At 71.7% G+C, this 18368-nt stretch carries 21 protein-coding genes; 16 read left to right on the top strand and 5 right to left on the bottom strand.

Annotated features, from left to right (window positions below; genetic code table 11):
• Nucleotides 1–95: 95 nt before the first annotated feature.
• The 5 genes from AC2XR2_RS30190 to AC2XR2_RS30170 all read left to right on the top strand — a co-directional run bounded on the left by AC2XR2_RS30190 (nt 96) and on the right by AC2XR2_RS30170 (nt 3343).
• Nucleotides 96–1142: an acyltransferase family protein gene (locus tag AC2XR2_RS30190; RefSeq protein WP_491516781.1), complete on the top strand. Its 1047-nt coding sequence runs from the start codon at nt 96–98 to the stop codon at nt 1140–1142.
• An 88-nt stretch (nt 1143–1230) separates the two neighbouring features.
• Complete coding sequence (locus AC2XR2_RS30185) at nt 1231–1635, top strand: hypothetical protein (protein ID WP_491516780.1); 405 nt, start codon at nt 1231–1233, stop codon at nt 1633–1635.
• A gap of 181 nt (nt 1636–1816) precedes the next feature.
• Nucleotides 1817–2329, top strand: coding sequence for a SigE family RNA polymerase sigma factor (locus tag AC2XR2_RS30180; RefSeq protein ID WP_123765176.1), 513 nt, complete (start codon nt 1817–1819; stop codon nt 2327–2329).
• A gap of 8 nt (nt 2330–2337) precedes the next feature.
• The gene (locus AC2XR2_RS30175; RefSeq protein WP_491516779.1) at nt 2338–2772 is read left to right on the top strand and encodes a hypothetical protein; all 435 of its coding nucleotides are present in this window, start codon (nt 2338–2340) and stop codon (nt 2770–2772) included.
• Nucleotides 2773–2842: 70 nt separating this feature from the next.
• Nucleotides 2843–3343: a peptidylprolyl isomerase gene (locus tag AC2XR2_RS30170; RefSeq protein ID WP_037721366.1), complete on the top strand. Its 501-nt coding sequence runs from the start codon at nt 2843–2845 to the stop codon at nt 3341–3343.
• A gap of 54 nt (nt 3344–3397) precedes the next feature.
• On the opposite strand, the gene ku is transcribed toward AC2XR2_RS30170, so the two are convergent.
• On the bottom strand, nt 3398–4435 hold the full coding sequence (ku, locus tag AC2XR2_RS30165; protein ID WP_491516778.1) for a non-homologous end joining protein Ku: 1038 nt from the start codon (nt 4433–4435) through the stop codon (nt 3398–3400).
• Between the two features lie 62 nt (nt 4436–4497).
• Here ku and ligD point away from each other — a divergent pair, with 62 nt between their 5' ends.
• On the top strand, nt 4498–5385 hold the full coding sequence (ligD, locus tag AC2XR2_RS30160) for a non-homologous end-joining DNA ligase (protein ID WP_381304306.1): 888 nt from the start codon (nt 4498–4500) through the stop codon (nt 5383–5385).
• Between the two features lie 765 nt (nt 5386–6150).
• Here the strand turns inward: ligD and AC2XR2_RS30155 are convergent.
• On the bottom strand, nt 6151–6954 hold the full coding sequence (locus AC2XR2_RS30155; protein ID WP_491516777.1) for a nuclease-related domain-containing protein: 804 nt from the start codon (nt 6952–6954) through the stop codon (nt 6151–6153).
• 130 nt (nt 6955–7084) lie between these two features.
• Here AC2XR2_RS30155 and AC2XR2_RS30150 point away from each other — a divergent pair, with 130 nt between their 5' ends.
• The 7 genes from AC2XR2_RS30150 to AC2XR2_RS30120 all read left to right on the top strand — a co-directional run bounded on the left by AC2XR2_RS30150 (nt 7085) and on the right by AC2XR2_RS30120 (nt 13689).
• A complete protein-coding gene (locus AC2XR2_RS30150) occupies nt 7085–7591 on the top strand; it encodes a protein-tyrosine phosphatase family protein (protein WP_330264463.1) in 507 nt (168 codons plus the stop codon).
• 209 nt (nt 7592–7800) lie between these two features.
• Complete coding sequence (locus AC2XR2_RS30145; protein WP_491516776.1) at nt 7801–8457, top strand: hypothetical protein; 657 nt, start codon at nt 7801–7803, stop codon at nt 8455–8457.
• Complete coding sequence (locus AC2XR2_RS30140; RefSeq protein WP_491516775.1) at nt 8454–9677, top strand: ATP-binding protein; 1224 nt, start codon at nt 8454–8456, stop codon at nt 9675–9677. The genes AC2XR2_RS30145 and AC2XR2_RS30140 overlap by 4 nt, the downstream gene beginning before the upstream one ends.
• Nucleotides 9678–9828: 151 nt before the next feature.
• Nucleotides 9829–10239 (top strand): SH3 domain-containing protein, encoded by a 411-nt coding sequence (locus tag AC2XR2_RS30135; protein WP_449349942.1) that lies wholly within the window; start codon nt 9829–9831, stop codon nt 10237–10239.
• 52 nt (nt 10240–10291) lie between these two features.
• Nucleotides 10292–11653, top strand: a complete 1362-nt coding sequence (locus tag AC2XR2_RS30130) for an FtsW/RodA/SpoVE family cell cycle protein (protein WP_381304314.1) — start codon at nt 10292–10294, stop codon at nt 11651–11653.
• A gap of 17 nt (nt 11654–11670) precedes the next feature.
• Entirely contained in the window at nt 11671–13134 is a 1464-nt protein-coding gene (locus AC2XR2_RS30125) for a peptidoglycan D,D-transpeptidase FtsI family protein (protein ID WP_381304353.1), read from the top strand.
• A gap of 45 nt (nt 13135–13179) precedes the next feature.
• Nucleotides 13180–13689: a DUF3291 domain-containing protein gene (locus tag AC2XR2_RS30120; RefSeq protein WP_491516774.1), complete on the top strand. Its 510-nt coding sequence runs from the start codon at nt 13180–13182 to the stop codon at nt 13687–13689.
• 4 nt (nt 13690–13693) lie between these two features.
• Here AC2XR2_RS30120 and AC2XR2_RS30115 read toward each other — a convergent pair whose 3' ends face one another.
• Both AC2XR2_RS30115 and AC2XR2_RS30110 read right to left on the bottom strand, forming a co-directional pair.
• Nucleotides 13694–14521 (bottom strand): hypothetical protein, encoded by an 828-nt coding sequence (locus AC2XR2_RS30115; RefSeq protein WP_491518532.1) that lies wholly within the window; start codon nt 14519–14521, stop codon nt 13694–13696.
• A gap of 15 nt (nt 14522–14536) precedes the next feature.
• The gene (locus AC2XR2_RS30110) at nt 14537–15649 is read right to left on the bottom strand and encodes a ferritin-like domain-containing protein (RefSeq protein WP_491516773.1); all 1113 of its coding nucleotides are present in this window, start codon (nt 15647–15649) and stop codon (nt 14537–14539) included.
• 90 nt (nt 15650–15739) lie between these two features.
• Between AC2XR2_RS30110 and AC2XR2_RS30105 the strand changes: the two genes are divergently transcribed.
• Complete coding sequence (locus tag AC2XR2_RS30105; protein WP_381304320.1) at nt 15740–16678, top strand: AurF N-oxygenase family protein; 939 nt, start codon at nt 15740–15742, stop codon at nt 16676–16678.
• A 28-nt stretch (nt 16679–16706) separates the two neighbouring features.
• Here the strand turns inward: AC2XR2_RS30105 and AC2XR2_RS30100 are convergent, their stop codons facing one another.
• Entirely contained in the window at nt 16707–17237 is a 531-nt protein-coding gene (locus tag AC2XR2_RS30100) for a GNAT family N-acetyltransferase (RefSeq protein WP_491516772.1), read from the bottom strand.
• 101 nt (nt 17238–17338) lie between these two features.
• Here AC2XR2_RS30100 and AC2XR2_RS30095 point away from each other — a divergent pair, with 101 nt between their 5' ends.
• Both AC2XR2_RS30095 and AC2XR2_RS30090 read left to right on the top strand, forming a co-directional pair.
• Nucleotides 17339–17986 carry a TetR/AcrR family transcriptional regulator gene (locus tag AC2XR2_RS30095; protein WP_330264472.1) on the top strand — a complete coding sequence of 216 codons (648 nt, stop codon included), beginning with the start codon at nt 17339–17341 and terminating at the stop codon, nt 17984–17986.
• A 10-nt stretch (nt 17987–17996) separates the two neighbouring features.
• Complete coding sequence (locus AC2XR2_RS30090) at nt 17997–18281, top strand: DUF8847 domain-containing protein (RefSeq protein WP_491516771.1); 285 nt, start codon at nt 17997–17999, stop codon at nt 18279–18281.
• The last annotated feature ends 87 nt before the right edge of the window (nt 18282–18368 follow it).

Genomic DNA, 18368 nt, shown 5'->3' with positions numbered 1-18368 from the left:
GGCCCCGAGGGCGGTCCCGTCAACGTGTGTGCACTCGTGATCCTGCGCACACATGTCCACGGTTTGGTCCGCCGGGAAACGGTGAGGCGACCGGGATGGCTGAGCGGGACGCGTTCTTCGACAACGCAAAGTACCTGGCGATCGTGCTGGTCGCCGTGGGGCATGCCTGGGAGCCGTTGCGGGACGGGAGCCGGGCGGTGTCCGCGCTGTACCTGCTCGTGTACGCGTTCCACATGCCGGCGTTCATCGTCGTGTCCGGGTACTTCTCGCGGAACTTCGACGCCAGCCCGGGGCGGCTGCGGCGGCTGGTGGGCGGGCTCGTCGTGCCGTACGTCGTGTTCGAGGCGGCGTACACCTTCTTCACGCGGTGGACGGACGGCGTGCCGGACCGGCCGGTGAGTCTGCTGGATCCGCTGTATCTGACGTGGTTCCTCGTCGCGTTGTTCGTGTGGCGGCTGAGCACGCCCGTGTGGCAGCGGCTGCGTCAGCCTGTTCCGGTCGCCCTCGCCGTCGCGATGCTCGCCACGCTCTCGCCTTCGATCGGCGACGGCCTCGATCTCCAGCGTGTTCTGCAGTTCCTTCCGTATTTCGTGCTGGGGCTCTGCCTTCGGCCCGAGCACTTCCAGCTGGTCCGGCGACGGGCCGTCCGGCTGGCCGCCGGGCCTGTGTTCGCCCTCGCGTTGGTCCTGGCCTACGTGGCGGTGCCGCGGATGAGTGCCGCCTGGCTCTACCACCGGGACAGCGCCCAGGAGTTGGGCGGGCCCGCCTGGTCGGGGCCGGTGATGACGCTGGTCGCCTTCGGTTGTTCGCTGGTCCTGGTCGCGTGCTTCTTCGCCCTGGTGCCCGGGCGGCGGACCTGGTTCACCGTGCTGGGCTCGGGCACGCTCTACGGCTATCTCCTGCACGGCTTCCTCGTCCAGGGTTCCCGGTCCTGGGGCTGGTACGGGGCCGCCTGGGTGCACGAGCCGCTCGGCGTGGGCCTCGTCGCCCTCGTCGCCGGCGCCGTCGTGACCGTGCTGTGCACCCCGCCCGTCCGGCGCGCGCTCCGGTACGTCGTGGAGCCGGAGTTGCGTTGGGCCTTCCGGCGGGAGGCCGTTCAGCCGGTTCCATCGGCTGCACCAGCTCAACCAGCGCGTGGCTGAGGCAAGTTGACCGGCCGGGCACAGGACAAGGGCCGGTGCCCGGGCGGTCTTACCCGGTCTGCCGCCGCCCTACTTCGACGGCCGCGTGGTGACCGTGGGGACGGGGCTCGGGGCGGCCGAAGGCTTCTGGCTCGGCACCACCATCGGCACGGTGCTCGGCTCGCCCCCCGGCACGGACGGCACGGGACTCGGCGCGGTGCCGGGGACCGACGGCACCGGACTCGGCGCGCCCCCGGGGACCGACGGCACCGGACTCGGCTGGGACGGCCTCTGGGTCGCCACGGGAGACGGCACCGGTGACGGCACGGTGGAAGGCGCCACGGACGGTACAGCGGACGGCGCCGCCGACGGCACCGCGGACGGCACCGCCGTCGGCTTCTGCGTCGTCGTTGAACCCGTCGCCGCGCCCGCGACGGCTGCCCAGCCCGCCACGGCCACAGCACCTCCTGCGACGACGGCGATCAGGAGACGGCGGGTGGGTCGGATGCCATGACGGTTCGTCAAGAGTGCTCCTCGGTGGTCGGGTCGGTTGCGTGAGAGGAGTACGGGGCACCTGCCGTGCCGGGTTGCACGCTCCGGGCCGGAAACTTTTCTTCCCGGGGCGTGCAACCTCGCCGAGCCCTTCCCCGTACCTCTCAAGGACAGGTGTGACCGGTACGGCGGAGGGGCGGCGGGTGCGGGAAGCAGTCCGGGAGCGGGAGTTCCGGGAGTTCGCCGAGGCCAGGCAGGGGCAGCTCAGGCGCAGCGCGTATCTGCTGTGCGGGGACTGGCACCAGGCCCAGGACCTGACGCAGACGACCCTGATGAAGCTGTACGCCTCCTGGGGACGGGTCCGCCGCGACGGCAATGTCGAGGCATACGCCCGTACGATCCTCACCCGCGCCTTCATCGACCAGTACCGCAAACGGAGTTGGCGGGAGGAGCCGACGGAGGACGTGCCCGAGCCGGCCTCGGCCGAGCCTCCGGTCACCCCGGAGCTGCGGCTGGTGATGCAGGCGGCGCTGATGGAACTGCCGCCCCGCTACCGGGCGGTGCTGGTACTGCGGTTCTGGGAGGACTGGAGTGTGGAGCAGACCGCCGAGGCGCTGCGGGTGACCCCGGGCACGGTCAAGAGCCAGAGCGCGCGCGGACTGGTCCGGCTGCGGGGGCTCGTCGAGGGCCTGGCCGGCGAGACGAGCGGGAGGTGAGGGGGGAGATGTCCGACGACTACGGCAAGGACAGCGCGTACGAGGAGAGCGGCGGCGTACGCGGCGCCTTCGAGGTCATCCTCGACGGTTCGCGGGAGCCCGCCTTCCCCAGCGTCACCGACGCGGCGGTCGTGGGTGGCCGACGGATCCGACGCCGTCGTACGGCGGTCTCGGGCGCCGTGGGAGCCCTGGTGGCGGCCGTGCTCGCGGCGGGGGTCGTGGCCGCGTTGCCCGGTACGGGTCCGGACCGTTCCTCGGTGCCGATGGCTCCGTCCAGCGGCCGCCCGAGCGGTTCCCCTAGCAGCCCTCCGCGCAGTTCTCCGAGCGGCTCCCCCGGGCCGGTGTCGCCGCTGCCGTCCACGGCTCCCTCCCCGCAGACGGTCGTACCGACACCCGCGGGCCTCGCCCCGCCCGGGAGCGCCCCAGACACCGCTCGCCCCTGAGGGCCGTCGGGGGCGTACGGCCGTGTGACAAGATGCTTCGGTCATGCCCCACCAGAAAGGGACGATCCCCATGTCCAGGGTCGAGCTGACCACAAACTTCGGCCGCATCGTCCTCGAGCTGGCCGACGCCGAGGCACCCAAGACCGTCGAGAACTTCCTGAAGTACGTCGGCAACGGGCACTACGACGGCACCATCTTCCACCGGGTGATCGACGGCTTCATGGTCCAGGGCGGCGGCTTCACCGCGGACATGGTGCAGAAGCCCACGCTCGCGCCGGTCCCGAACGAGGCCGACAACGGTCTGAAGAACACCGCGTACACCGTGGCGATGGCACGCACCAGCGACCCGCACTCGGCGACCGCCCAGTTCTTCATCAACGTCTCGGACAACGAGTTCCTGAACTTCACGGCCAAGAGCCCGAACGGCTGGGGCTACACCGTGTTCGGCAAGGTCGCCGAGGGCCAGGACGTCGTCGACCAGATCAAGGGCGTACGGACCGGCAGCAGCCGCGGTCACGGTGACGTGCCGACGCAGCCGGTGATCATCGAGTCCGCGAAGGTCGTCGACTGACCTACGGTTCCTGAGGCCGACGTGGCCCGCGCGGTGCCGACGGCACTGTGCGGGTCACGCGCTCCGCTTCCGGGCGGTCGTCTTCTTCGCCGTCGTCTTCTTGGCGCCGGCCGTCTTCTTCGCCGACGCCGTCTTCTTCGTCCCCTGTGACGACCTGGCCGTCGACTTCGCGGTCGACTTCGCCGTCGATTTCTTGGCCGCGGCCGTCTTCTTCGCCGGGGTGGCCTTCGCCGTCGACTTCTTCCCGCCGGTCTGCTTCGGCGCCGCCCGCGCCGACTTGCGCTGCGGCAGCTGTCTGACCTCGCCCGGCTCCTCGCCCCGCGACTCCTTCGCCTCCCGCACGCTCTTCTCCAGCGCGGCCATGAGGTCGAGCACCTTGCCGCTGCGGGCCGGTTCCGGGGCCTCCGGTGGGGCCTCCCCCGCGGCCTTCGCGGCGACGACCTCCTCCAGGGCCTCGCGGTACTCGTCGTGCAGTTCGTCCAGGTCGATCTCGCCGAGGGTGTCCATCAGGGCGTCGGCCAGGTCGAGTTCCTTGTCGCTGACGGTGACCTTGGTGTCGGGGGCGAGTCCCTCGGGCGCGCGGACCTCGTCCGGCCAGAGCAGTCCGTGCAGCGCGATGGCGTCCTCGACCACTCGGAGCATGCCGAGGCGTTCCCGGCCGCGCAGTGCGAACTTGGCGATGGCGACCTTGTTGCTGCGCTTGAGCGCCTCCCTCAGCAGGGTGTACGGCTTGGCCGCGGGGGCGCCGCCCGCCTGGAGGTAATACGCGGCGTCCATCTGGAGCGGGTCGATCCGGTCGGCCAGCACGAAGGCGACGATCTCGATCGTCTTCGCCGTGGGGAGCGGCAGATGGGCCAGGTCCTCGTCGGTGATCGGGATGATCGTGCCGTCCGCGTCCTCGTAGCCCTTGCCGATCTCCGACTGGGTGATCTCACGGTCCTCCAGTTCGCAGACCTTGCGGTAGCGGACCCGGCCGCCGTCCTCGGTGTGGATCTGGCGGAAGGAGATCGAGTGGCTCTCGGTGGCGTTGACCAGCTTGATCGGGATGCTGACCAGGCCGAACGAGATGGCGCCGTTCCATATGGATCTCACCAGCAGCACCCTTTCTGGGGTTTTACGCCATTTTCATAAGGTATGCGTGAGATTCTCATCGTATGACGCCGATCACAGAGGTGGAGGGGCGACGGCTCGCGCTCAGCAATCTGGAGAAGGTGCTGTATCCGGCCACCGGCTTCACCAAGGGCGAGCTGCTCCACTACTACGCCACCACCGCGGACGTCCTCCTCCCCCATCTGCGTGACCGTGCCGTCTCCTTCCTGCGCTATCCGGACGGGCCCGAGGGGCAGGTGTTCTTCGCCAAGAACGTCCCTCCGGGTACGCCCGACTGGGTCACCACGGCCGAGGTGCCGCGTTCCGAGGGGCCGGCCCGCATGGTGCTGGTCCAGGATCTGGCGAGTCTGATGTGGGCGGCGAACCTGGTCACGGAGTTCCACACCCACCAGTGGCTGGTCGGTGCGCCCGAGGAGGCGGACCGGCTGATCCTCGACCTCGATCCGGGGGCGCCCGCGACGATCGTCGAGTGCTGCGAGGTCGCGCTGTGGCTGCGGGAGCGGTTGGCTGCGGACGGGGTCGAGGCTTATCCCAAGACGGCCGGGTCCAAGGGGCTGCATCTGCTGGCGGCGGTGCGGGGGGCGTCGTCCGATCAGGTGTCGGAGTACGCGAAGCGGCTGGCCGTGGAGGCGGAGCGGGCTCTGCCGCGGCTGGCTCTGCACCGGATGACGCGGAATCTGCGGCCGGGGAAGGTGTTCGTGGACTGGAGTCAGAACGCCGCGCGCAAGACGACTGCGACGCCGTACACGCTGCGGGCGCGGGCGGTGCCGTTGGTGTCGGCGCCGGTCACGTGGGGGGAGGTGGAGGAGTGCGGGGCGCCTGGGCGGCTGGCCTTTCAGGCGGGGGACATGGTGCCTCGGTTGCAGGACTACGGCGATCTGCTGGCTCCGTTGCTGGATGGTGGGCGGGCGGCTCGGTTGCCGGGTGCCTAGGGGGTGCCGGGGTTGGGTTGTCGGGCGGACGCCTAGGGGGTGCCGGGGGCGCTTGTCGGGCGGGCGCCTAGGGGGGTGCCGGGTGTTGGGTTGTCGGGCGGGTGCGGGTGGGTGGGGGCTTGTCGCGCAGTTCCCCGCGCCCCTGGGGGGTTGCAGGGGGCCTTGGTCGGGATGCGGGCCGGCTCAGGCTCCGTCCGGGCACACGCGCGGGTTCGTACTCGGCCCGGAGCACAGCCACACGTTCACGCCCGGCCGAGCCCAGGCCGGCAGGTCTCGCGCGTGTCTTCACGCCGGCCCAGCGCAGGTCCAGGCCGCGCACCTTCACCAGGCCGGCCCGGCCCCCCGGCCCCCGCGCACCTGTACTTTCGGCACAGACCCCAGGCACACCTGCCGGCCCAGCCGAGCCCATGTCGGCAGGCCCCTGCCCTCCCTGCCCACCCGACCCAGCCCCCGGCCGCGTCTCACGCCAAACCGAGCCCAGGCCGACAGGCCCCTGCCCTACCTGCCCACCCGACCCAGCCCCCGGCCGCGTCTCACGCCAAACCGAGCCCAGGCCGACAGGCCCCTGCCCTACCTGCCCACCCGACCCAGCCCCCGGCCGCGTCTCACGCCCAGCCGAGCCCAGGCCGGCAGGCTTCGCGCGTGCCTTCGCACTCGTCCCGGAGGCCGGCTACACCTTCACGACCAGCCCAGCACCCAGCCCAGCCCAAGGCCCAGGTCCGCCCCAACCCCAACTCACCCTGCGAAGCCCCTGGTGGCCGTAGCTCAGACCTTCGACCACGTATGCCGGTCCCTCGCCATCGCGTGCAACGCCTCCACGTCGGCCGGTTTCAACGTGCCGCCCAGGCGGGACAGACCGTCCAGGTCGGTGTCGGTGAGGATGCGGAGGTCTCGGGGTGGGAGGGTGGTGGTGATGTCGGACGGGGACACCAGGGCGAGGATCGGGTGGACCTCGGCTGTCAGGGCGTAGGAGGCTCGGTCGGCGTCGGCTCGGACGCGGCGGAGCAAGGGGTGGGGGTCCCGGCGGCCCAGGGTGACCATCGGGTCGGCGATCGTCACCCGCTGCTTGCGGGCGTACAGGGCGTGCACCGCGAACAGTCCGCCGGGGCCGATCAAGAGGTGGTGGACGCGTTCGCCGCCGGGCAGCGGCACGGAGTGCAGGGTGTGCCAGCCCGCCCCGTCGAGGCGGTCCAGCGCCTCGCCCACCGTCTGCTCGGCCTCCAGGGCACGCCGGCGCGGGTCGCGGCGGATCCGGTGCGCGGGCCCCGGGTCGCGGTCCAGGTCGATCTGGAGCGCCTCGCCGGGACGGTTGGGCGCGAGGTCGTCGTCCGGATGGAGGGTGAGCCGGGCCAGTTCGGCGGGCGTCGGCACCGGGGGCGGACCCACCGCCACCGGGCCGGTGAGGAAGGGCCCGAGGACGTCCAGCACATCCTCTCTGCGGTCCTCGCTCAGCAGGTTGACCCGGGCCGCCTCACGGTCGTACCAGGCGATGTTCCGGCCGTCCGTGAGGCAGACGTAGAGCCGCTCCTGACCATGGCGCCAGGTCGGTACGACGCGCAGTGAGCTCATGCACCATCACCCCATGGACCATGGGAACAGGCGGGGTGCTGCGCAGGCAAGAAGCCGGTTACCTTTGGGGTGAGTCGCAGTGAGTTGCCGTGAATTGCAGGGCTTGGCGCAGGGGCTTGGGGAGGCGCTGTTGCGGACCCGCAGGAAGCAACCCGATGTACCGGCTCCGGAGCGGGCGTGGAACGAGATCGTGCCCGGGCTGTGGATGGGCGGGCACGAGTTCCAGGGCCTGTCCGGACAACGGGAGTTCGCCGTCGTACGGGACGAGTTCGATGTCGTGCAGACGCTGTTGCGGTTGCCGGGGCACGGTCCCGATCCCGGGGTGGAACACCATGTGTGGCCGATTCCGGACGGCCCGCTGGACGGCACCCAGCTCGCGGGCGTGATCCGGCTGGCGCAGGCCGCGAGCGACGCACTGGACGAGGGCCGCAAGGTCCTCGTCCGCTGTTACCACGGCTACAACCGCTCGGGCCTGGTCGTGGCCCATGCCCTGATGCGTCGGGGGCATACGGCGGACGCGGCGATCCGGCTGATCCGGGGCCGCCGCTCGCCGTGGGCGCTGCACAACGAACTGTTCGTCGAGTACCTCCAGGCCGGACTGTCGACGGCCCGGCTGCTGGAGGAGCTGACCGAGTAGCCCCCGGGGCCGACAGGAACGCAAAAAGGACTTCCACACGAATAAGGTGGTCGGGCCAGTGCAAACTCCTGCCCCGGCCCCACCCCTGCCCCTCCCAGGAGCACAGTGCCCCCCGCCCGCCCCGCGCATCCCGCGCATCCCGCGCGCCCCGCCGCGCGCCCCGCACGACCCGTGCCGTCGCCGCCGTCGCCGCCGTCGCCGTAGCGCTGATGCTCGCGGCCGTGGCGGGCTGCGGGGACGCGGGCGGGCTGGTGGGGGCGGGGTCGACGCCGACCGCGATCAGCCCGGACCGGCTGTGGCCGCAGCTGACGCCCGCCTCCAGCCCCGCCTTCGAGGTCGGGGAGGTGGAGTCGGAGGTGGTGGCCGGCATTCCCGTGCCCGGCGACGACATCCGCCGGGTGGACCCGGTCGCCGTCGTCCGCGCCGAGATCAAGGAGGACTCGAGCGACTACGAGAACGCGGGGTACGTCGAGACGCTCCACCGGATGGCGGACTGCGGCAAGCAGGGGGCGGCCGGGCAGCGGTGTCCCGTCCTGGAGCCGTACTACCGCGACCTCACCGGGGACGGGCACGCCGATCTGACGCTGGGTTTCCGGCAGCTGCCCGGGAACGTCACCGCGGTGCGCGTCTACACCGTCGAGAAGCACCGGCTCGTGCGGGTCATGCACTGGGAGGACGCGGTCAGCGGGGTGGAGCTGGCCGGGCGGTCCGTGATCATCCGGTCGCCGTCCGAGGTGGCCGGCTACGAGTACCGGCTCCAGTGGACCTGGGACCCGCAGCAGAAATCGATGCTCTTGACGCACGACGAGATGCTGCGCTCCGGGCCGGAGGGGCGCTCGCCCGGCCCCTCGGCGAGCGCGCGATGAGACTCCCCCGCTGGTCCGGCACGCTCGCGGTGAAGTCGGCCGTCTTCATCACCGTGATGTGCTGCGCCCTCGCCGCGCTGCTCGGTGTCCTGGTGCATGTCTCGGTGACCAACCAGACCGTCGGCGAGACCCGTGACCTGGCGCTGAGCCGGCTGCGGGACGCGACGGCGGCCTACGAGGCCGGGGACACGCTGCGGTGGGACGCCGGGGTGGATCCGCCGGACCTGCCGGGGTCGCTGCGCGCGCTGGCGGTCGCCGGGGACCGCGGCACGATGGTCGGCGAGCACCGCGGGCGTCCCACGATGTGGGCGGCCGGTCCGGTGGACGGGAACCGGGCGCTGGCCGTGGAGGTCGACTACTCGCAGGGCGCGCGCACGATCGCGGGGCTGGACCGGGCGATCCTGTGGTCGTCGGGGCTGGCGATCACGGCGACGCTGCTGGTGGGGGCGTTCGCGGTGACCCGGGTGACGAGGCGGTTGCACACGACCGCCCGGGTGGCCCGGCGGATCAGCGCTGGCGACCTGGACGCGCGCGTCGAGGACCCCCGCACGAAGGACGGGTCGCCGGACGAGGTGGCCGCGGTGGCCGCCGCGCTGGACTCCATGGCCGCGTCCCTCCAGGGGAAGCTGCAGAGCGAGCAGCGGTTCACGGCGGACGTGGCGCACGAGTTGCGTACGCCGCTCACGGGACTGCACGCGGCCGCCGAGCTGTTGCCGCCGGGGCGGCCCACGGAGCTGGTGCGGGACCGGGTGGGGGCGTTGCGGACGCTGACGGAGGATCTGCTGGAGATCTCGCGGCTGGACACCGGGCGGGAGACGGTCGAGCTGGACACGGAACGGCTGGCCGCGGTGGCCGAGCGGGTGGTGCGGGCTTCCGGGACGGACACCGAGGTGGTGGTCGTGCGGGATGTCGCGGTGGAGACGGACCGGCGGCGGCTGGAGCGGGTGCTGGGGAATCTCGTGGCCAACGCGCACCGGCACGGGCGGGGGCCGGTGTCCTTGACGGTGGACGGGCCCGTGGTGACCGTGCGGGATCACGGGGACGGGTTTCCGGAGTACCTGGTCGAGCACGGGCCGCAGCGGTTCCGGACGGAGGGTGGGGCCCGGGGGCACGGTCTCGGGTTGACCATCGCCGTGGGCCAGGCCGAGGTTCTGGGGGCCCGGCTCTCGTTCTCCAATGCGGTCGATGGTGGGGCGGTCGCGACGTTGGCGCTGCCGTAGTTGTCGGGCCGACGGCGGGTGGGGCTTCTCGCGCAGTTCCCCGCGCCCCTGGGTGGGTTCTCCTACGGCCCATTCGGAAAGGCGACCGCCTCAGAGCGCCCTTAACGTGGCGAACAGTCAGGTTTGTCGCCCCCTCCCACGGAGGTCTCCCATGTCCCTGCGCTCTCGCTTCTCCATAGCCGTCACCGCCGGCGCCCTCGCCGTCTCGGCCCTCGCCGTGCCCGCCGCCGCGGCCGACGAGTGGGACGGCGACCCCCGGGGCGACTCGGCGAGCCACCAGAACCAGAATCAGACCCAGAACCACAACCAGGGCCAGAACCACAACCAGCGGCTGTACCGGGGTGTCGTGACGGCCAGTTCGCTCGCCCTGCGCAGCGCGCCCAACCGGGGCGGGCAGATCATCCGGTATGCCAACCGGGGGGAGATCGTCACCGTCTTCTGCCGGACCGACGGGCAGAACGTCCAGGGCAACCGCCAGTGGTACCTGCTCACCGACGGCACCTGGGCCTGGGGCTCGGCCCGGTACATCAGGGACCTCGGGCCCTCGCCACGAAGGTGCTGACACCACCCCGAAACAGCGCAGACAACCCATGTTATTTGGGTAGGTTCCGGACATGACCAAGGCCGGAACCACCGTGGCCCCCGCGGACACCCCCGCTTCCGCGGTACGCCTGCCCCGGCGCCGTGGCATCGAACTGGCCCTCATCGTCCTCGCCGTCCTGCTCAGCGTGTACGGCTACTGCGCTGTCGGCCTCGCCCGGCACGGCACCGTCCCGCCCGGCGCCGCCGGTTACGGCGCCGGGCTCGGCGTGCTCGCCCTCCTCGCGCATCTCGCCGTACGCCTGCGGGCGCCGGACGCCGACCCGCTCCTGCTGCCCATCGGGGTGCTGCTCAACGGCCTGGGCCTGGTGCTGATCTACCGGCTCGACCTGGAGACGCCCGGCGACCGCGCGGCCCCCACCCAGCTGGTGTGGTCCACGGTCGGGGTGGCCCTGTTCATCGTGGTGGTGCTGGCGCTGCGCGACCACCGGGTGCTCCAGCGGTACGCGTACGTCTGTGTGGCCGCCGCGCTCGTCCTGCTGACCCTGCCGATCCTCTTCCCCTCCGTGAACGGCGCCCGCATCTGGATCCGGATCGCCGGATTCTCCATCCAGCCGGGCGAGTTCGCGAAGGTGCTGCTCGCGGTGTTCTTCGCCGCGTACCTGGCCGCGAACCGCAACGCGCTGGCGTTCGCGGGGCGCCGGTTCTGGGGGCTCCAGCTGCCCACCGGGCGGGTCCTCGGCCCCCTGCTCGCCATCTGGCTGATCAGTGTGGGCGTGCTGGTCCTCGAGCGGGACCTCGGGACCTCGCTGCTGTTCTTCGGGCTGTTCGTGGTGCTGCTGTACGTCGCCACCGGGCTCACCGGCTGGATCGCGCTGGGGCTGCTGCTGGCCGCCGTCGGCGCCTTCGCCGTGGGCTGGCTGGAGCCCCATGTGCACAGCAGGGTGGAGGACTGGCTGCATCCGTTCGCGTCGATCGAGGCGGGCCTGGGCCCCAACCAGCTCGCCCAGTCCCTGTTCTCCTTCGCGGCGGGCGGGGTCCTCGGCACCGGGCTCGGGCTCGGCCACTCCGTCCTGATCGGCTTCGCCGCGAAGTCCGACTTCATCCTGGCCACGGCCGGCGAGGAGCTCGGGCTGGCCGGCCTGTCCGCGATCTTCCTGCTGTACGGCCTGCTCGTGGAGCGCGGCTACCGGGCGGGCCTCGCCCTGCGCGACCCGTTCGGGCGGCTGCTGGCGACCGGGCTCGCCTCGATCGTGGCGCTCCAGGTGTTCGTGATCGCGGGCGGGGTGGGCGGACTGATCCCGCTCACCGGCATGGCGATGCCGTTCCTCGCCCAGGGCGGCTCGTCGGTCGTCACCAACTGGGCCATCGTCGCCCTGCTGATCCGGGTGAGCGACTCGGCCCGCGGCCAGTACGACGGGACGGAGGCCCCATGACCGCGCGCGCTTCCGGCATGGCCCGCTACATCCGGCACGCGGCCTGCTTCTGCGCCCTGCTGCTGATCGCGCTGCTCGTCAACGCCACCCGTGTCCAGGTCTTCGAGGCGCGCGCCCACGACGAGAACCCGGCCAACCGCCGCGAGAACATCGCCCGTTACGGCCTGCGGCGCGGCGACATCCTGGTCGACGGGCGGCCGGTCACCGGATCCCGGGACACCGGGGAGCAGCTGCGCTATGAACGGACGTACGCCGACGGGCCGTTGTTCGCGCCGGTGACCGGCTTCGCCTCGCAGGAGTACGGCACGACCCTGCTGGAGCACACCGAGGACGGGGTCCTGTCCGGCTCGGACCCGCTGCTGACGCCGTTCCCGCTGTGGAACGACTTCACGCGGCGGCGCAACCCGGGCGGGGACGTGGTGACCACGATCGACGGGGCCGCGCAGCAGGCGGCCTTCGACGGGCTCGCCGGGCGCAAGGGCGCGGTGGCGGCCGTGGAGCCGACGACGGGCCGGATCCTGGCCCTGGTGTCCTCGCCGTCGTACGACCCGGGGGTGCTGTCGGGCAACGACCCGGGGGTGGGCCGGTCGTGGGCACGGCTGAACGCGGACCGGGACAAGCCGATGCTCAACCGGGCGGTACGGCAGACCTATCCGCCGGGTTCGACGTTCAAGGTGGTCACGGCGGCCGCGGCCCTCGACGCGGGTGTCGTCTCGGACGTGGACGCGCCGACGGACTCGCCCGCGCCGTACACCCTGCCCGGCACCCGGACCTCGCTGACCAACGAGTCCGACGGCTGTGAGGACCTCTCGCTGCGGGAGGCCTTCCGGTGGTCCTGCAACACGGTGTTCGCGAAGCTCGGGGTGGACGTGGGGGTCGGTGACATGACGGCCACCGCGCACGCCTTCGGCTTCAACGACTACTCACTGCGGATCCCCTTCTCGGTGGCCCGGTCCACCTTCGACCCGACCGTCGACAGGGCGCAGCTGGCCCTGTCGTCGATCGGCCAGTACAACACCCGGGCGACTCCGCTCCAGATGGCGATGGTCTCGGCGGCGGTGGCCAACGGCGGGCAGATCCGCACGCCCTACCTGGTGGAGCGGACCACGACGGCCGGCGGCTCCACCGTGGCGACGACGGGCCCGCGGCCGGCGCGGCAGGCGATGTACCCGTCGACCGCCGCACAGCTGAAGGAACTCATGACGCAGGTGGTCACGGAGGGCACGGGCACCAATGCCGCGATTCCGGGCGCGGTCGTCGGTGGCAAGACCGGCACCGCCCAGCACGGCATCGGCAACGCGGGGACGCCGTACGCCTGGTTCGTGTCCTGGGCGCAGGGTGACCGGGACGTGGAGCCGAAGGTCGCGGTGGCCGTGGTGGTGGAGGACGCGGCGGCCGACCGCGGGGACATCACCGGGGGCGGGGTGGCGGCGCCGATCGCGCGGGCGGTGATGGAGGCGGTGCTCAACTCCAAGGAGTGAGACGGGGGTTGAGGCGGCACTGGACACCGACCTAACGTTCGGTCCATGACTGAAGCCGCCTCGTACCAACTCGCCCAGGTGAACATCGGCCGGCTCAAGGCCCCGCTGGACTCAGCGCAGTTGAAGGACTTCGTCGACAACCTCGACCCCGTGAACGCCGACGCGGACGCCGCCGACGGGTTCGTCTGGCGGTTGCAGAGCGACGAGGGCGACGCCACGGACATCGCCGTGTTCGGCGACGAGTGGCTGATCATCAACATGTCGGTGTGGCGGGACGCCGACGCGCTGACGGCGTACATGTACCAGGGGCGGCACCGGGAGATGCTCGCGCGCCGCAGGGAGTTCTTCGAGCGGGTCCAGGAGGCGATGGTGACCCTGTGGTGGGTCCCGGCGGGCCACCGCCCCACGGTCGCCGAGGCGGAGTCCCGCCTGCTGCACCTGCGCACCAACGGCCCGACCCCGTACGCCTTCACCCTGCGCCGGCTCTTCCCGGCCCAGGGCGCGGAGCCGGCGGTCGCCCTGGAGCTGCCGGACGACCTGGGGTGCTCGGTGTAGGGCGTCAGCGGATCGGCTTGCGCATCTCCGCGCGGACCTGGGCCGTCGTCGCCGCCGCCTTGTCCAGGTCGATCTCGAGCGGGTCCGTGGTGGCCGTGGCCGTCGTCAGCTCGGCCACGGCCGCGCCCGTGTTGCCGTCGCCCCACGCGCAGATCGGGACCGTCAGCTTGGTGTCGCCCTGATCCTTGGTGAGGACCTCGCAGGTGACGGTGGTCCCGTCGGCGCCGTCGGGGTGGAAGTCCTGTGCCGAGACGGCGATCTGGGAGTCCTCGCCCTCCGCCGCGCCGTCGAGCAGGCTCTCCCGCACCCTGTCGGGGTTCTTGAACCGCCCGTACATGCCCGACACCACGAGCGTGCCCTTCGTGTCGTCACCGCCCAGGCTGTACTGCGCGACGGCGGCCTTGACGTCCTTGTAGCCCGGGGCTCCGACCGCCTGGTCCTCGATCGTCCGGGCGGCTTCGGAGTCGGAGAGGTTCCGGCCGAGTTCGTAGCGGCCGTCCACCAGCGTCCTGGGCAGGTCGAGCGTGTACTCGGCGTCCGGATAGCCGGAACCGCTCGCCTCCTCCACCCCGCGCATGACCGCGCCCGCCACCCCCAGGGCGACGAGTCCGCCCACGACGGCGAGGATCACGACGAGCGGGCGCCTCTTGGGGGGCGGGGCGACAGGGGGAGCACCCCAGCCGTACGGCTGTTGCTGCGGCGGCACCGGCGGCGGGCCGTACGGCTGCTGCTGGGCGTACGGCTGCTGCTGGGCGTACGGCCCCGGAGCGTAAGCCCCTTGCGGCGGCGGCTGGTTGTAGGGGTTCGGCGGCCCGTAGGGGCCCTGGGGCATGGACACGCCAGTACGTTACTCCACGTCAGCGGCCCCTTCCTCGATCGCCCGCTCCACCTCCGCGACCCGCTCCCCCTCCTCCGTCGCGAACCGTTCCGCGTCCAGCTTCTCGGCGATCTCCTCGTCCTGGGCCATGAGGAGGTCGAGGTTGGAGTTGCCCATCTCGAAGACGCCCATGTCGACGTAGGCCTGCTGGAGGCGTTTGCCCCACAGGCCGATGTCCTTGACGCAGGGGACGATCCGGGAGAAGAGCAACTGGCGGAAGAGGGCCAGGAATTCGGAGCGCTCGGCGTACTCCTCGGCCTCGGCCGTGGGGATGCCGAAGTTCTCCAGGACCTCGACCCCGCGCAGCCGGTCGCGCATCAGGTAGCAGCCCTCGATGACGAACTCCTCGCGCTCGCGCAGTTCGGCGTCGGAGAGCTGCCGGTAGTAGTCGCGGAGCGCCATCCGGCCGAAGGCGACATGGCGGGCCTCGTCCTGCATGACGTACGCGAGGATCTGCTTCGGCAGCGGCTTGTCGGTGGTGTCGCGGATCATGCCGAACGCGGCCAGCGCCAGGCCCTCGATGAGGACCTGCATGCCGAGGTACGGCATGTCCCAGCGGGAGTCCCTGAGGGTGTCGCCCAGCAGGGACTGGAGGTTGTCGTTGATCGGGTACAGCATCCCGATCTTCTCGTGCAGGAACCGGCCGTAGATCTCCGCGTGCCGGGCCTCGTCCATGGTCTGGGTCGCCGAGTAGAACTTCGCGTCGAGGTCGGGCACGGACTCGACGATCCGCGCGGCGCACACCATCGCGCCCTGTTCGCCGTGCAGGAACTGGCTGAACTGCCAGGAGGCGAGGTGCTTGCGGAGCTCGCCCTTGTCCTTGTCGGTGAACTTCGCCCAGTACTTGGTGCCGTAGAGGGAGATGGACTCGTCGGGGGTGCCGAGGGGGTCGTACGGATCGACCTCCAGCTCCCAGTCGATGCGGGTCTGCCCGTCCCACTGCTTGTCCTTGCCCTTCTGGTAGAGGGCCAGGAGGCGGTCGCGGCCGTTGTCGTACTCCCAGCTGAAGCGGGCCTTGCCCGTCGCCGGTACCTGCCAGTGGGGGTCCCCGGGGTCCGTGGTGTACAGGTCGAAAGTCGGCATGTCCCGCAGGCTGCCCCTTCGTAGACGCGGGGTCAACAAGTCGTGCGCGGGGGATTGACGAGCTTGCTGACAGGCAGTCTCATAAGGGCCATGACGAGTCTGACAGAAGTCGACGCGCTCGCAGGGCTGCGTGACGCGCTCGGTCTGCTCAAGGACCGGGAGCAGGTGGCCGAGCGGCTGCTCGACTCTTCCGCGAAGCACTCCTTCGACCCGGACGAGGAACTGGACTGGGACGCGCCCTTCGAGGAGGGCAAGTGGTTCTGGCCGCCGGAACTGGTCTCGCTCTACGACACCCCGATGTGGAAGCGGATGAGCGAGGAGCAGCGCATCCTGCTCTCCCAGCACGAGGCCGCGGCGCTGGCCTCGCTCGGGATCTGGTTCGAGATCATCCTCATGCAGCTGCTGTGCCGTCACATCTACGACAAGGCGGCGACGAGCGCCCATGTGCGGTACGCGCTCACCGAGATCGAGGACGAGTGCCGGCACTCGAAGATGTTCGCGCGGCTGATCACGCGGGGCGGGACGCCCTGGTACCCGGTGAGCCGGGCCCATCAGCAGCTGGGACGGCTGTTCAAGACGATCTCCACGACACCGGGGTCCTTCACCGCCACGCTGCTCGGCGAGGAGGTCCTCGACTGGATGCAGCGGCTGACCTTCCCCGACGAGCGGGTGCAGCCGCTGGTCCGGGGCGTGACGCGGATCCATGTGGTGGAGGAGGCCCGGCATGTGCGGTACGCCCGCGAGGAGCTGCGGCGCCAGATGCTGACCGCGCCGCGGTGGTCGCAGGAGTTCACCCGGGTCACCTCGGGTGAGTTCGCCCGGGTGTTCTCGGTGGCCTTCGTGAACCCCGAGGTCTACACGAACGTGGGCCTCGACCGGCGGGAGGCGTTGGCGCAGGTGAAGGCGAGCGGGCACCGCAAGGAGGTCATGCAGACCGGCGCGAAGCGGCTGACCGACTTCCTGGACGACATCGGCGTGCTCCGGGGCGTCGGGCGGCGGCTGTGGCGGTCGTCGGGGCTGCTGGCCTGAGCGGTCGGGTGGGCGACGGCGGGGCCGCTCAGCGGTGGCCGTCGTCCTCCCGCTCCGGGACCTGGAGGAGTGTCAGGTCGCGTCGGTACCAGGTGCCGTGCTTGCCGCCGAGGTCGGCCGGGCCGGCGGGGCCCGCCGGGAGGAACCCGGCTCTGGTCAGGACCTTCCGGGACGCGGGGTTCTGGTGGGCGACGGCCGCCCGCAGGGTGTGCAGGCCGTACCGGTCGGGTGCCAGCCGGCACAGGTCCCGTACGGTCGCCGTCGCCACACCACGCCCCGCCACGTGCCGCGCGACGCGGTAGCCGAGCTCCGCCGTGCCGTCCTCGAGGTCGAGCAGGTTGAACCTGCCGAGGACCGAGCCGTCCTCGGCGACGAGCACGTGGAAGGCGCAGACGCCGGCCTCCTGCTCGGCCAGCAGGGCGTCGAACCGGTCGGAGAAGTGGTCGAAGAAGGCGTCACCACGGTCGGAGACCGAGGCCGCGAAGTACGCGCGATTCGCCAGCTCGAAGGCCAGGACCGCCGGGGCGTGATGGGCATGCAACCGCTTCAGCTCGGGCACCGCCCGAACCTACTCGGGCGGTCCCGCCCGGGGCCACCGGGTTTCCGGCGCGGGCGCGACCAGCCACGACGCACCCGCGGACGCCCGACTACGCTGCCTCCATGACCCCTGCCGCGCCCGCCTACCGCCGTCTGAGTGTCGAGGAGCGACGCAGCCAGCTGCTGGAGGCCGCCCTCGGCCTCTTCGCGCACCGCGCCCCCGAGGACGTGTCCCTGGACGACGTGGCGGAAGCGGCCGGAGTCTCCCGTCCCCTCGTCTACCGGTACTTCCCCGGCGGCAAGCAGCAGCTCTACGAGGCCGCGCTGAGGTCCGCCGCCGACGAGCTGGAGCAGTGCTTCGACGAGCCCCGGGAGGGGCCCCTCCTCGTCCGCCTGTCCCGGGCCCTCGACCGCTACGTCGCCTTCGTCGACGAGCACGACGCCGGTTTCAGTGCCCTGCTCCAGGGCGGCAGTGTCGTCGAGACGTCCCGGACCACCGCCATCGTCGACGGTGTACGACGGGCCGCCGCCGAGAACATCCTCGGCCACCTCGGCGTCCCCGAGCCCGGCCTCAGGCTCCGTATGACCGTCCGGATGTGGATCACCGCGGTGGAGGCGGCCTCGCTGATCTGGCTCGACGAGGGCAAGCAGCCCCCCGTGGCGGAGCTGCGCGACTGGCTGGTCGAGCAGTTCGTCGCCGTGCTCTCGGTGACCGCGAACCGTGACCCGCAGACCGCGGCGCTGGTCACGGCCCTCGCGGCGGATGGCTGAGACTGGTGCCGTGAAGAGCGAAGACACCCCCTTCGAGGGCGGCCCCATGGACGGCCGGGTGCTGCCCGTGCTGCTGGGACCGACGGGCCACCCGCCGAAGACGTACCGCATCCCGGTCCCCGGCGCGGCCGGCGGCCCGCCCACCGTGCTGGTGTACCGCCGGGTGCCGAGGGGGCACACCAGGCTGGGGATCCAGAAGGGGTGGAAGTACGAGTACGCCCCCGAGGGGGAGGCGGAGGGCCGGCTGAAGTGGCCGTGGTCCAAGCCCGGCGGGCCGGCTGACACCGACGGGTGACCAGGTTGCGCCGAACCGCCCACCCGGCGCGCGGGAGGCCGGGCACCGCCTGATGCTCGCCGTGCGGAACAGAGGGGCTGCTCCGCA

The organism is Streptomyces sp. LS-MS-L19, from assembly GCF_058382285.1.
The sequence above is the reverse complement of the archived record's forward strand: the minus strand, read 5'-3'. Positions and strand labels throughout refer to the sequence as shown.

What these genes read in the sequence shown, in the direction of transcription:
- AC2XR2_RS30190 (WP_491516781.1), top strand. Translation starts at nt 96, where the DNA reads ATGGCTGAGCGGGACGCGTTCTTCGACAACGCAAAGTACCTGGCGATC.
- AC2XR2_RS30175 (WP_491516779.1), top strand. Translation starts at nt 2,338, where the DNA reads ATGTCCGACGACTACGGCAAGGACAGCGCGTACGAGGAGAGCGGCGGC.
- AC2XR2_RS30170 (WP_037721366.1), top strand. Translation starts at nt 2,843, where the DNA reads ATGTCCAGGGTCGAGCTGACCACAAACTTCGGCCGCATCGTCCTCGAG.
- ligD (WP_381304306.1), top strand. Translation starts at nt 4,498, where the DNA reads ATGACGCCGATCACAGAGGTGGAGGGGCGACGGCTCGCGCTCAGCAAT.
- AC2XR2_RS30155 (WP_491516777.1), bottom strand. Translation starts at nt 6,954, where the DNA reads ATGAGCTCACTGCGCGTCGTACCGACCTGGCGCCATGGTCAGGAGCGG.
- AC2XR2_RS30145 (WP_491516776.1), top strand. Translation starts at nt 7,801, where the DNA reads ATGCTCGCGGCCGTGGCGGGCTGCGGGGACGCGGGCGGGCTGGTGGGG.
- AC2XR2_RS30140 (WP_491516775.1), top strand. Translation starts at nt 8,454, where the DNA reads ATGAGACTCCCCCGCTGGTCCGGCACGCTCGCGGTGAAGTCGGCCGTC.
- AC2XR2_RS30135 (WP_449349942.1), top strand. Translation starts at nt 9,829, where the DNA reads ATGTCCCTGCGCTCTCGCTTCTCCATAGCCGTCACCGCCGGCGCCCTC.
- AC2XR2_RS30130 (WP_381304314.1), top strand. Translation starts at nt 10,292, where the DNA reads ATGACCAAGGCCGGAACCACCGTGGCCCCCGCGGACACCCCCGCTTCC.
- AC2XR2_RS30125 (WP_381304353.1), top strand. Translation starts at nt 11,671, where the DNA reads ATGGCCCGCTACATCCGGCACGCGGCCTGCTTCTGCGCCCTGCTGCTG.
- AC2XR2_RS30120 (WP_491516774.1), top strand. Translation starts at nt 13,180, where the DNA reads ATGACTGAAGCCGCCTCGTACCAACTCGCCCAGGTGAACATCGGCCGG.
- AC2XR2_RS30115 (WP_491518532.1), bottom strand. Translation starts at nt 14,521, where the DNA reads ATGCCCCAGGGCCCCTACGGGCCGCCGAACCCCTACAACCAGCCGCCG.
- AC2XR2_RS30110 (WP_491516773.1), bottom strand. Translation starts at nt 15,649, where the DNA reads ATGCCGACTTTCGACCTGTACACCACGGACCCCGGGGACCCCCACTGG.
- AC2XR2_RS30105 (WP_381304320.1), top strand. Translation starts at nt 15,740, where the DNA reads ATGACGAGTCTGACAGAAGTCGACGCGCTCGCAGGGCTGCGTGACGCG.
- AC2XR2_RS30095 (WP_330264472.1), top strand. Translation starts at nt 17,339, where the DNA reads ATGACCCCTGCCGCGCCCGCCTACCGCCGTCTGAGTGTCGAGGAGCGA.